Below are 12,218 nucleotides of genomic sequence, written 5' to 3'. Positions count from 1 at the left end.
GGCGCGCGATCCTACTGGAGGCGGCTCACCGCCGCACTTATGCGCTCGTCACTCGCGGTCACGGCGATCCGGACATGTTCCGCGCCGGCCCTGCCGTAGAAGTCTCCGGGCGCGACCAGGATGCCCTTGTCCGCCAGCGAGCGCACCTGCTTCCAGCAGTCGGTGCCGTTGGTCGCCCACAGGTACAGGCCCGCCTCGGAGTGCTCGATCCGCCAGCCGGCCGCCTCAAGGGCGGGGCGCAGGAGCGCGCGACGGGCCGCGTAGCGCGCGCGCTGCTCGTCGGCGTGCGCGTCGTCGTCGAACGCCACGGCCATCGCCGCCTGGACCGGCCCCGGCATGATCATCCCGGCGTGCTTGCGGACTTCGAGCAGCCGCCCGACCAGCGCCGGGTCTCCGGCCACGAAGCCCGCCCGGTAACCGGCCATGTTGGAGCGCTTCGACAGCGAGTGCACCGCGAGCAGGCCCTCGTGCGAGCCGCCGCAGACATCGGGGTGCAGGATCGAGATCGGCTGTTCCTCCCAGCCCAGCTCGATGTAGCACTCGTCGGAGGCCACGACGGCGCCGCGCTCACGGGCCCACGCGACCACCTTGCGCAGGTGCTCGGCGGGCAGGACCTTGCCGCTCGGGTTCGAGGGGGAGTTCACCCAGACGAGCGGCACCCGCTCGGGACCGAGGGAGAACAACCCGTCGGTCGCGTACGGCTCCGCCCCCGCCAGGCGCGCTCCGACGTCGTAGGTGGGGTAGGCCAGCGCGGGGAAGACCACCCGCTGCCCCGGCCCGACACCGAGCAGGGTCGGCAGCCAGGCGACGAACTCCTTCGAGCCGATCAGCGGCAGCACGTCGGCCTGGTCCAGGTTCACCCCGTGACGGCGGGAGAGCCAGCCCGCGGCCGCGGAGCGCAGCCGTTCGGTGCCGTAGGTCAGCGGGTAGCCGGGACTGTCGGAGGCGTCGGCGAGCGCCTGCCGTACGAGAGGGGGCACCGGGTCGACGGGGGTGCCGACGGAGAGGTCGACGATCCCGTCGGGATGCTCCTGCGCCAGCGTCTTGAGCGGCGTGAGCCGATCCCACGGAAAATCTGGCAGGCCGATCACAGCTCTCCCCGCTGATGACTGTCCCCCCGCCTCACCGGCCGGGAGAAGGGACCTCTTCGCCCGGGACGTCCGGGTGACTGACTCTCGCGGGCGGACGGCGTCGCCCCCCGCCCGCGGGGATGTTTTCTAGTGCTCCTCGGCCTGCGGGGGCAGAGCCGAGACGACGGAGTGGTCCTTGGCGATCTTGCCGATCTTGGAGGCGCCACCCGGGGAGCCCAGGTCGTCGAAGAACTCGACGTTGGCCTTGTAGAAGTCCTTCCACTGGTCGGGAAGGTCGTCCTCGTAGAAGATCGCCTCAACCGGGCAGACGGGTTCGCACGCGCCGCAGTCCACGCACTCGTCGGGGTGGATGTAAAGCATGCGCTCGCCCTCGTAGATGCAATCGACGGGGCATTCCTCGATGCACGCCTTGTCCAGGACGTCCACGCAAGGCTGCGCGATGACGTAGGTCACCTCGGGCTCCTTCTTTTATCCGCACCTAGGCACGACTTCGACCGCGGGTTGCTACGCCCTAGTATTGCCGTGCCCACCAGATGTCTGAAACGGGAGGGGGCAAAAGACGATGATCCTCGGTATCAGCGCTGCCCTCAAAATCACCCTAACCCCTTCCGACGTGGGCAAAAGGGTAACTACCCGGCGTCGTGTTCCCGAGGGCTTCCGTGACGCCGTCGGCGAACTTGAGTTCTGGCGTGACGATCTTCTCGGAGTGCGCAAACGCGACGGCACGCTCGTTGAGATCCGCCGTTCCGAACTCGTCGCGGCGAAGGTCGTCCAGGGCGGACGGCCCGGCCGGACGTAAGTCGTTCCCCAGTCGTTTCCCAAAAAAGGCCGCGCCTCCTCGACCCGCCGCGCGATCACCGAGAGTATTCGATGAGTGACCGTACGCATCAGCGCCGCCGCCATGCTCCTCATCGCCACGACCGCCGGATGCGGCGGCACACAGGCACAGGACGACGGGAAGCTCCCGCCGATCAAGCCACAGGCCGCCTCCCTGAAGGACGGCTTCTCGACGATGGACCGCCTCGTCGAGGCCGCCAGGAAAGAGGGTTCGCTCACCGTCATCGGGCTGCCGCGTGACTGGGTGAACTACGGCGAGATCATCGACACCTTCTCCGACGAGTACGGAATCAAGGTCAACCAGGTGGAGCCCGCGGCCAGCAGCCGCCGGGAGATCGAGGCCGCCGCGCAGCTCAAGCCGGACGTGTTCGACCTGAGCCTGGAGGTCGCGGTCGCCAACGCCCCGATGTTCGCCCCCTACCGGGTGCAGCAGTGGCCGGACGTGCCCGACAACCTGAAGGACTACGGCGGGCGCTGGTACGCCGGATACGGCGGCTACATGTCCATCGGTTACGACCCGCGCAAGGTCGCGACGCCCGCCTCCTACCAGGACCTGCTCAAGCCCGGCTACAGCGTCTCGCTGCCCGGCGACCCCCGGCAGACGGCCGCCGCCTTCAACGGGGTGATGGCCGCCTCGCTCAGCGCGGGCAAGGCCGAGGCCGCCAGGGGAGTCGCCTTCTTCGGCCGCCTGAAGAAGGCGGGCAACCTCGCGGCGAACGAGCGGGCGGCCACCGTGGTGGTCGACTGGGACTACCACAACGCCGAGCGGGCGGCCCACGAGGCGAACGGCTGGAAGGTCGCCATCCCCGGCGACAGCGTGCTCAGCGCCTACTACGTCCAGGCCGTCAACAAGGACGCCCCGCACCCGGCTGCGGCCCGCCTCTGGCAGGAGTTCCTCTTCTCCGACCGGGGTCAGAACCTCTTCCTCAAGGGGTACGCCAGACCTGTCAGAATGGAGGCCCTGCAGATGCGTGGCACCCTGGACACCGAGGCCGCCGCCAGACTCCCGGTGACCGGCGCGAAGCCGGTGATCCTGACGATCCCCGAGACCGACACGGCCAAGACCTACCTCAAGAAGGAGTGGGGGGAGAGGGTCGGTTAAGCCGGAGGCTGATGCGACTGATATGTCGGGACATCTTTGAGGCTCTAAAGTGTCTGGGGAGGACCGATAAGAGGCCGTGGCGTCTCGGAATGTGAGCTGATCGTCTTGCGATACGACACCCCGAGTCAGATGAGGTGGAACGCTCGCGCCTACGACAGCAGCTTCGGATACGTCTCGGCCCACGGCGCGCCCCTGGTCGACCTGCTCGACCCCCAGCCGGGGGAGCGTGTCCTCGACCTCGGCTGCGGCACCGGGCTGCTGACCGCCGAGATCAGCTCACGGGGGGCACGGGTGCTCGGCATCGACGGCTCCTCCGCGATGATCGAGAAGGCGCTCTCCCTGCATCCCGGGCTTGAGTTCATCGTGGGGGACGGGCGCGACTTCACGGTCGCGGAGCCGTACAACGCGGTCTTCTCCAACGCGGCCCTGCACTGGATGGGGCGGGAGCCCGACACGGTGATCTCCAACGTGTGGCAGGCGCTGACGCCGGGCGGGCGGTTCGTCGCGGAGATGGGCGGCGCCGGCAACTGCGCCGCGCTGACGGCGGCGCTGTCCACCGCCTGGCGGGAACACGGGCTCCCCGAACCCGATCTTCCGTGGTACTTCCCCAGTCCGGCCGAATACGCCACACGGCTGGAGAAGGGCGGTTTCACCCTCCGCCTGCTTGAGTACTTCGACCGGCCGACCCCGCTCGACGAGTGCCCGGGGGGAGCCGCCGACTGGGTGCGAACGTTCGCCGGTTCCCTGATCCAGGGAAAGCCGGTGGAGCTGGTCGAATCCCTGCTGCTTCGGGTGAACGAACTGGCCGCTCCCGCCCTGCGGCGGGAGACCGGTTGGATGGCCGACTACGTGCGGCTCCGCTTCGCGGCCGTACGACGCTGACCAGACCCGATGCGCTGGGGCGATTTGCCAGACTATGGTCTGTTCCATGAGTCTCGTTCCCCGGCGACGAGGAGTGACTCGGGCGGCTTGAGGGGCTGGTGAAGGGAACGGATGAACTTCTGTCTGAGTGACCTCGTGCCGCCGCTCCGCTGGAGCGACGCGGCCACGATTCCACTCTTGCGCGACCAGTCTGAACTGCCCGGCGCGTGGTGGCGCAGCCTGCCCGTCTCCCGGGTGCTGGCCCTGCTCGGCCCCGAGCGGTTAGCCGGGATCCTCGCCGGGATCACCCTGGAGCACTGGCCCGCCGCCGCCGTCGGCGACGTGTTGCCCGCCCTGTACGTCCTGGACCCCGAGGACGCCGACGAACCCTGTACGGCCATCGCCCTCGACCGCGCGGGCTCGTGGGCGGGGCTGCTGGCCCTGACCGGTCACGAGCTGCGCGAACAGCCCTTCATTCAGCCGCTCCCCGTGCTGAACGCGCTGTTCGGCGCGGTCTTCTCCCGTCTGGCCGCCCCCGGCGTCGCACCCGCCCGTACCGGTGGGACCGCCGAGGACGTCGCGGAGAACGCCGAGGCCGCCGGAAGCGCCAAGGCCCCCGAGGCCGCCCAGGACGCCGCGAGCGCCGAAGGTGCCGGGAAGACCGAGGACGCCGCGAGCGCCGAGGGCATCGAGGATGCCGGGGACATCGGGGGCTCCGAGGGTTCCGAGGACTCCGGGGAGGCCGCGCCGCAGGACGCCCCTGAGGCTCCTCAAGAAGCCCCCCAGGAGGCCCCGCAGGACGACGCCGAGGCCGTACCCGAAACCACGCCCGAAGCCACGCCTGAGGCCGTGTCCGAGGGCATGCCTGAGGCTTCCGAGGCCGAGAAGGAGGACGCGGAGAGGGCCACGGACAAGGCCGGGGAGGAGCCCGTGGAGGCTCCGGCTCCCCCGGACGTCCCGTTGGCCGTCTCCCCTGCCGCTCCCCCGGCCCCGCCCGAGCCCAAGCCGATCCCCCTTCCCGTACGGCCGAAGCGGACCCCCGGGTCCACGCTCCCCAAGCCGCCGCCCCAGGTGGGTTCCACTCCCGAGCGCGGGCTCTTCGAGCCGATGACCGCCGTGAGCCCGGAGACCGGACCCGAGCCGAAGCCCGAACCGGAACCTCAGCCCGAGCCGGAGGCCGCACCGGAACCAGAGGTCGCACCGGAACCGGAGGCCCTGCGGGAGCCGGAACCGGAGCCCGTTGAGTCCGCCGAGCCTGTTGGGCCCGTTGAGCCCGTCGCCGAGCGGGCTCCCCAGCCGGGCGACCTGTACGCGCTGCTCGACGGTGCCTTCGCCGACCTCGACGACAGGAGCTGGGCCGTCGCGCAGAACAGGGTGTTCACCGACGCGCCCGCGGCCGTCGAGGCCCTGTCCAAGCTCTTCGCGGTGCCGCCCGAGGTCATCGACGAGGTCGAGGCCGCCCTGCGGCACCGGCTCGGCGAGTGGCTCGCCTCAGCGGAGGCGGAGCCGTACCGGGAGCATCTGGCGGAGGTCGGCAGGGCGCTCGGCAAGGCCGCGCCCAAGGCCCGTCTGGCCACGGTCGCGCCCTGGCACGCCCGTGAGCTGCGCTCGCTGGACGTGCCCGCCTGGCAGTTCGTGCTGGCCACCCTGCCCCACCACCGGCTGGCCGAGGACTGGCTCGTCGAGGGGGACATCACCGAGCTGCGTCACCTCACCCGCGACGTGATCAGCGGCGCCAAGCCCCCGCTGACCATGTCCAAGGCTCTCGACCTGGTCGCCTCCCTGGGCATCCACCACGAGGTGGCCAAGGACTGGCTCGCAGGCGTCCCGCAGCTGCGCATCCTCGGCGCCGGGCAGCGTCCTGCGCAGCAGGGGCCCCCACAGCAGGGATCCCCGTCTCCGCGGCAGGAGCAACCCGTCCAGGAGGACGAGGAGCGCAGGGAGGGCCCGTTCCGCCCGCTGAAGGACGTCTCGCTGACCCGGCGCTGCTTCAGGCAGCCCGACGGCCGCTGGTGGCTCAGGATCGACGTCACCGCCGAGCACCTCCAGGGCGTCGAGTGTCCGCTGCCCAGCGGGTTCGCCGCCTATCTCGGCCTGTCGCCGGGGAGCGCCCGCAGGGTGCAGAGCGCGGTCGGCGAGCTGGGCCTGAGCTGGCAGGAGCGTCCCGTCCTCGAATCGCTCAGGACACTCCTTGAGGACGCGGGGGCCAAGCCCGGCGGCCACCTGTTCGTGACGCTGTCCGACGAGGGGGTCCTGCGGGCCAGGCACCTGCCCGCGGCGGGCGGTGACACGGAGCCGGTCGCGCGGGCGCTGCGGCTGGTCGGCTACACGGCACCCGGCGGTACGGCGGAGCAGGCGGCCAGGGTCATCGCCACCCGGGTCGGCATGACCGGGCAGGTCGGCCTGCCGGACCTGCTCGCCCGGTTGAGAGAGCGTGGGGACCGCGACCTGTTGTCCCTGCTGGCCTAGCCCATGCCCCGACTCGCGATCTCCCCGGACTTCCCCGCCGAACTCGGCGCGCTGGCCCAGCCCGCGCGCCGGGACGCCGTCGTCGCGGTACGCCGCTTCATGCAGAACGTGGCGGGGGCTCCACACCCGGAACGGGTCAGGGGGGCCAGGGACCCCAGGGTCGTCACCCTCAGGCTGGCCGAGGGCCATCGCGGCGTCATGGTCAGGCACCGGGACGTCCACTGGCTGCTGACCGTCCTGCCGGAGACGGAGGCCTGGGCCTACGCGAGACGCCACCGTTTCAGCGTCAACACCGCGCTCGGCGTGGTCGAGATGTGGGACGCCGAGGCGCTCGAACGGATCGAGCCCGCCGTGCTCAGGGCGGCCGGGGCGACCTCGGTCCGGCTGTTCGCCGACACCTGTGACACCGACATGGCCGAGCTCGGCGTCGAACGCGGGCTGCTCGGCCTCGTCAGGCAGATCACCGACGAGCTGACCCTGGAGGCGCTCGAACCCCTGCTGCCCGCCACGCAGTACGCCCCGCTGGCCGCGCTGGCCAGGGGTGAGTCGATGGCCGGGGCCTGGCGGGAGCTTGAGGCCTGCCGGGCGACCGCGCCTCCCTCCGGGCCGATCGACCCCGACGACCTGACCGCCGCGCTGCTGCGCAGCCCCGACCGTGCGATCTTCGTGGGCAGCCCGCGTGAGCTGAACCACGTCCTCGACGCGCCCGCCTGGTGCGTGTTCCTCCAGCCGACGCTGCACCGCCTGGCCCGCTGGGAGACCCACGAGCAGCCGACCCTGGTCACCGGCGGGGCCGGGACGGGCAAGACCCTGCTGGCCCTGCACCGGTCGGCCTTCCTGGCCAGGCGTGGCGCGGGTCAGATCCTGCTGGTCACCTTCTCCCAGCGGCTGAGCGCCGACCTCGCCTCCCGTCTCGACCTGCTGATCGAGGACGAGGTGACCCGTAAGCGGATCGAGGTCGGCAACGTGGACCGGCTGGCCCACCGCATCGTCGCCGAGGCCGAGGGACGGGCGCCCGCGCTGGCCGGGGCCGCCGAGGTGAACGCGCTCTGGCTGGAGACCGACACCGGCCACAGCCCGGCCTTCCTGCTGCGCGAGTGGGAACAGGTCGTGCTGGCGCAGAACCTCAAGACTCTGCAGGAGTATCTCGACGCCCCCAGGTCGGGCCGTGGCGTCGGGCTCTCCGCCGAGGAGCGGACCGAGGTGTGGCGGGCCGTCGAGCACGTCACCCTGCGGCTCAGGGAGCGCGGCAAGCGCACCCTGCTCCAGCTCGCGGGCGACGCCTGTCAGCTGCTCGGCCGTACGACCGGGGACCTGCTGGCCGACAGCGCGCCGCGGCGGGAGCCGTACCGGCACATCGTGGTCGACGAGGCGCAGGACCTGCATCCGGCGCAGTGGCGGCTGCTGCGGGCGGCGGTGCCGTACGGGCGGGACGACCTGTTCATCGTGGGAGACCCGCACCAACGGATCTTCGACACCCGGGTGACACTCGGTTCGGTGGGAATCGACGCGATCAGACGGCGTCTGCAGGTGTCGTACCGGCTTCCACAGGAGATCCTCACCTGGGGCGTGCGGTTGCGCGGCGGCGGCCCCGCGGACGGCCTGGTCGACGGAGTGCAGGAGCTGTACGGCTTCCGCGCGACGCGGAACGGGGCACGTCCGATGGTCCGTGCCTACGATTCACCGGAGGAAGAGCTGACCGGTCTGGCCACACAGGTGGGACAGTGGGTCCAGGAGGGCGTGCCGCCCCAGGAGATCGGGGTGGCCGCCAGGACGGCGGGCCTCGTGCGCGACGCCCGTGACGCCCTGCGCGAGGTGGGGGTGCGGGTGACGACGTTGCACGGCATGAAGGGCCTGGAGTTCCGCCGGGTCGCCGTGATCGGAGTCGCCGACGGTGTCGTGCCCGCTCCCGACTCCCTCACCCCGGCCGAGGAGGACCCGACCGCGCGGGCGCACGACCTCCAACGGGAGCGTGGCCTGCTCTATGTCGCGTGTACCCGAGCCAGGGAGCTTCTTTACGTGTCCCACTCCGGACGAGCAAGCCCCTTTCTCCCGACCTAACGACATACTCTGAACTGCGGATATATTCCCCTTTGCCGGTTGGACCTCAATGAACCTCAGCCTGAGCGACATCGCGCCCCCCCTGCGCTGGACCTCTCCCGGCCAGGTAGCGCCGATCGCAACCGACCCCCGTCTTCCCGAGGCGTGGTGGCAGGCGCTCCCGCTCGACCGGGCCTGCTCGACCATCGGGACGTCCGAGGTCGCCGGACGCCTGGCCGACCTCGCCCTGACGTGCTGGGGCCACCTGATGCTCGGCGACGTCCTGCCCCTGCTCAGGTTCTCCGACCCGGCTTCGAGCGTCAGCACGCCGGAGGGCCTGGGACGCGAGGTGGTGCACCGGATGTTCACCGGGGTCATCGAACGCCTCCTGGAGCCCGTCACCGAGGAGAGCGTCGGCCAGACCCGCCCCACCCGTCCTGACCGGCCGCTGCCCGAGCTGATCGACGAGGTCTTCGCGACCCTGGACGAGCGGCAGCGGGCCATCGCCAGGGACCGCCTCTACGCCTCGCAGCGGGCCACGCTGGACGACCTGGCCCAGCGTTTCTCCGTGACCAGGGAGCGCATCAGGCAGATCGAACGCGACCTGCGCGACCACGTCGAGGCCTGGCTGACGAGCGAGGACGCCGCCCCGCTGGTCGGGCACGTCTCCTGGCTGCGCGGCAGGCTCGGCTCCGCGGTCCCCGCCGACGACCTGGCCGCCGCCGTCCCGTGGCACCGCAGCGACCTGGCCACGCTGGGCATCCCGTCCTGGCGGTTCGTGCGGACCCTGCTCACCGGCTACGACCAGGTGGACGGCTGGCTCGTCGCGGGCGGCGCCGACGAGCTGCGGGAGAAGACCAGGCAGCTGTTCACCGACGGGCCGCGCCCCCTTGAGGAGGCCGTCTCGCTGGTCAGCCAGCTCGGCATCCGCGAGGACGTGGCCGAACGCTGGCTCATCGCCGTACCCCAGTTGCGGGTGCTCGACGGGCACGTGGTGCCCTGGCCGCGCAGCGTCAACGACAAGGCCGAGGCGGTGCTCGCGGTCGCGGGCACCGCGCTGACGCCGGAGGAGATCCAGGAGCGCATCGGCGAGGACTACAGCCTGGTCGGCATCCGCAACCAGCTGACCGCCGACGACCGCTTCCTGCGCCTCGACCGCAACAAGTACGGCCTGGCCAGGTGGGGCGGCGAGGAGTATCTCGGCATCCGAGAGATGATCGCCAGGGAGATCGAGCGGGCCAACGGAGAGGCCTCGGTCAACACCATCGTGACGAACCTGACCTCGCGCTACGACGTGAGTGAGAGCTCGGTGCGCGCCTACGCGGGCGGCCCCGGGTTCGAGCGCACCCAGCGCGGCTGGATCAGGGTCGCGGGCTCGGAGCAGTCGGACTACCAGCCCCGCAGGGACGTCTCCTCGACCAGGCGGTGCTTCCGCAGCCGTGACGGGCGCTGGTGGCACCGGGTCGACGTCAACGCCGAGCACCTGCGCGGTTCCGGCTCCCCGCTGCCCACCGGGTTCGCCGCCTACCTGGGCATGGCCCCCGGAGGCCAGCTGACCGCCTCGACCCCGTCCGGCGACGTGGTGATCAGCTGGCACAACCAGCCGACCATGGGCTCCATCCGCCCCATCCTGGTGGCCGCGAACGCGGCGGAGGGCGACCACGTCTTCCTCACGGTCTCCGACGGGGGCGAGCTGCTGACCCGCTACCTGCCCTCGGCGGCGGCGACCCTGCCCCCACTGAACCGGGCCCTGCACCTGATCGGCTACACCGCGCCCGTCGCCTCGGAGGCCGAGGGCATACGTCTCATCGGCGCCCGCATCGGCCTGCCGGACGGCTCTCCGAAGGAGGATGTCGGCGCCCGGCTGCGTGACCGGGGCGATCGCGACATTCTCGTCCTTCTTGAGGGGGCCGTCTGAGGCTTCCCGTAGGCTCGAAGAATGCTACGGCTGTATGACACGCGGCACCGCCGCGTCGAACCGGTCCTCCCGCAGGGTGCCCGTTCGATGCGCGTCTACGGCTGTGGCCCGGCCGCCGGGCGTGTGACGAGCCTGGGCGACCTGCGCGCCGGTCTGCTGGCCGACCTGGTCAGGCGGGTGGTGGAACGGCGGGGCGTCCGGGTCGTCCGCTGTCTGGGCCTCACCGATCTGGGCCGCCCTCCCGCGGGCCACGGGGCCGAGGGGCGTGGTCGGCGCGACGCGTTCGAGGCCGAGGCTCTCGCGCTGAACATCCATCCGCCCCAGCACTCCCCCGAGGTCTCCGAGACCGTCGGCCCGGTGATCGAGATGATCGCCAGGCTGGTCGAGCGGGGGCACGCCTATCCGGCCTCCGACGGGTCCGTCCTCTTCGACGCCACCTCCTTCCCCTCCTACGGCGAGCTGTCCGGCAACCGCCCCGAGCGGCTGCGGCCCCGCGCCGGGGAGGCCGGCCCGCGCAAGCGGCACCCCGCCGACTGGGTGCTGTGGCGGCCCACCGAGGAGGAACCCGCCTGGCGGGCGCCGTGGGGGCGGGGGGTGCCCGGCCGTCACATCGGGTGCTCGGCCATGGCCCTGCGCTCCCTCGGCGAACGGATCGACCTGCACGTGGGCGGGATCGACCTGTGCTTCCCGCACCACGAGAACGAACGCGCCCAGTCGGACGCGGTCACCGGACACGAGGTGGTCGCCCACTGGGCCCACTCCGGTCACCTGCTGTTCGACGGGCACGAACTGGACGGACGCGCGGGCGGGGCGCCGGCGCTCGGGGAGGTCACCCGGGCCGGTCTCGACCCGCTGGCCGTACGGCTGGCGCTGCTCGAACACCGCCACCGCGGGCGGCTGAACCTCACCTGGCAGGCCCTGCGCGTCGCCGACGCCACGCTGCGGCGCTGGCGTTCGCGGGTGGCCGGGTGGGCGGAGGCGCCGAGCCGCCCGATGCCCTCGGGGCCGGTCTCCGCGATCGAGGACGCCTTCGACGACGACCTCGACACACCGCTGGCGCTGCGCCTGCTGCGCGGGCTCGAACGCGACGAGGCGGTCGCGCCCGGCGCCAGGCTTGAGGCGTTCCTGCATCTGGACCGTGTCCTGGGCCTCGACCTGTCCTGCGGGATCGGCCGCTCCGAGAGCCTGCCGCCGGGCGCGGCCGAGCTGCTCCAGCGGCGCCCGAGGGCGCGGGAGGCCGGAGACTGGGCCGCCGCCGACCGTCTCCGCGCGGAGCTGGCCGGTCTCGGGGTGCTCGTCCGTGACACACCCGAGGGGCAGGACTGGTCGGTGCGGCCCTCCTGAAAGCCGTTTGTCGGTGGCGACCGGTAGCGTCCCGATCATGAGTGACAATGGCGTTGTCGTACGGCCGGCCACGGCCGCCGACCTCGACGGGGTCGTGGCGTGCAGTTCGGCCCTCTTCGCCGAGGACGCCGGCAGGCGTGACCCCTCTCTCGACGTGAACTGGCCGAAGGAGCACGGCCCGGTCCACTTCGCCGCCGCGCTGGGCGACCCGGCGCGCCTGGTGATGGTCGCCGACGACGGGGGCAGGGTCGTCGGCCACATGACCGGCTCGCTGTCGGGGCCGACCCCGATGCGGCCGGTCGCGGTCGCGACGCTGGGCAGCATCTACGTGCAGCCCGCCTACCGGGGGCAGAAGATCGGCAGCAGGCTGGTCGCCGAGTTCAGGACGTGGGCCGGGGGCAACGGGGCGCAGTACGCCGGGGTGACGGCCTACGCGGGCAATGAGGGGGCGGTCCGCTTCTACCAGCGCAACGGCTTCGCCACGCGCTCCGTCGTCCTGGAGACACCGCTGTGACCCATCGTCGTCGCCGATAACCGGCTGTCACCGTCCTCCTTG

The 12,218-nt window shown here is 71.7% G+C and carries 10 protein-coding genes; 8 read left to right on the top strand and 2 right to left on the bottom strand.

What is annotated here, in order from left to right; translation table 11 throughout:
- Positions 1-11 precede the first annotated feature (11 nt).
- Together dapC and fdxA are read right to left on the bottom strand one after the other, a co-directional pair.
- Positions 12-1,091, bottom strand: coding sequence for a succinyldiaminopimelate transaminase (gene dapC, locus ABZ470_RS25180; RefSeq protein ID WP_352016536.1), 1,080 nt, complete (start codon positions 1,089-1,091; stop codon positions 12-14).
- Between the two features lie 126 nt (positions 1,092-1,217).
- Positions 1,218-1,544 (bottom strand): ferredoxin, encoded by a 327-nt coding sequence (gene fdxA / locus ABZ470_RS25175; protein WP_352016535.1) that lies wholly within the window; start codon positions 1,542-1,544, stop codon positions 1,218-1,220.
- A 109-nt stretch (positions 1,545-1,653) separates the two neighbouring features.
- On the opposite strand from fdxA, the gene ABZ470_RS25170 reads away from it, so the two are divergent.
- The 8 genes from ABZ470_RS25170 (at position 1,654) to ABZ470_RS25135 (ending at position 12,176) form a co-directional block, all read left to right on the top strand.
- Complete coding sequence (locus tag ABZ470_RS25170) at positions 1,654-1,890, top strand: hypothetical protein (RefSeq protein ID WP_352016534.1); 237 nt, start codon at positions 1,654-1,656, stop codon at positions 1,888-1,890.
- A gap of 75 nt (positions 1,891-1,965) precedes the next feature.
- Positions 1,966-3,030 carry an ABC transporter substrate-binding protein gene (locus tag ABZ470_RS25165; RefSeq protein ID WP_352016533.1) on the top strand — a complete coding sequence of 355 codons (1,065 nt, stop codon included), beginning with the start codon at positions 1,966-1,968 and terminating at the stop codon, positions 3,028-3,030.
- A gap of 129 nt (positions 3,031-3,159) precedes the next feature.
- A complete protein-coding gene (locus tag ABZ470_RS25160; RefSeq protein ID WP_352016532.1) occupies positions 3,160-3,912 on the top strand; it encodes a methyltransferase domain-containing protein in 753 nt (250 codons plus the stop codon).
- Between the two features lie 177 nt (positions 3,913-4,089).
- Complete coding sequence (locus ABZ470_RS25155) at positions 4,090-6,360, top strand: hypothetical protein (protein WP_362914221.1); 2,271 nt, start codon at positions 4,090-4,092, stop codon at positions 6,358-6,360.
- A gap of 3 nt (positions 6,361-6,363) precedes the next feature.
- The gene (locus ABZ470_RS25150; protein ID WP_362914219.1) at positions 6,364-8,421 is read left to right on the top strand and encodes a UvrD-helicase domain-containing protein; all 2,058 of its coding nucleotides are present in this window, start codon (positions 6,364-6,366) and stop codon (positions 8,419-8,421) included.
- Between the two features lie 49 nt (positions 8,422-8,470).
- Positions 8,471-10,318: a sigma factor-like helix-turn-helix DNA-binding protein gene (locus tag ABZ470_RS25145; RefSeq protein WP_352016529.1), complete on the top strand. Its 1,848-nt coding sequence runs from the start codon at positions 8,471-8,473 to the stop codon at positions 10,316-10,318.
- A gap of 21 nt (positions 10,319-10,339) precedes the next feature.
- On the top strand, positions 10,340-11,662 hold the full coding sequence (locus ABZ470_RS25140) for a cysteine--tRNA ligase (protein WP_362914216.1): 1,323 nt from the start codon (positions 10,340-10,342) through the stop codon (positions 11,660-11,662).
- Between the two features lie 37 nt (positions 11,663-11,699).
- The gene (locus ABZ470_RS25135) at positions 11,700-12,176 is read left to right on the top strand and encodes a GNAT family N-acetyltransferase (RefSeq protein WP_352016527.1); all 477 of its coding nucleotides are present in this window, start codon (positions 11,700-11,702) and stop codon (positions 12,174-12,176) included.
- Positions 12,177-12,218 lie beyond the last annotated feature (42 nt).

The organism is Streptosporangium sp. NPDC020072, assembly GCF_040631445.1.
In the GTDB taxonomy this organism is placed as follows: Bacteria; Actinomycetota; Actinomycetes; order Streptosporangiales; family Streptosporangiaceae; genus Streptosporangium.
Note: the sequence above shows the minus strand (reverse complement) of the source record. Positions and strands in the feature narration are given on the sequence as shown.

Coding starts and splice junctions, on each gene's coding strand:
- ABZ470_RS25140 (WP_362914216.1), top strand. CDS start 10,340: ATGCTACGGCTGTATGACACGCGGCACCGCCGCGTCGAACCGGTCCTC.
- ABZ470_RS25135 (WP_352016527.1), top strand. CDS start 11,700: ATGAGTGACAATGGCGTTGTCGTACGGCCGGCCACGGCCGCCGACCTC.
- ABZ470_RS25145 (WP_352016529.1), top strand. CDS start 8,471: ATGAACCTCAGCCTGAGCGACATCGCGCCCCCCCTGCGCTGGACCTCT.
- ABZ470_RS25160 (WP_352016532.1), top strand. CDS start 3,160: ATGAGGTGGAACGCTCGCGCCTACGACAGCAGCTTCGGATACGTCTCG.
- ABZ470_RS25170 (WP_352016534.1), top strand. CDS start 1,654: ATGATCCTCGGTATCAGCGCTGCCCTCAAAATCACCCTAACCCCTTCC.
- ABZ470_RS25150 (WP_362914219.1), top strand. CDS start 6,364: ATGCCCCGACTCGCGATCTCCCCGGACTTCCCCGCCGAACTCGGCGCG.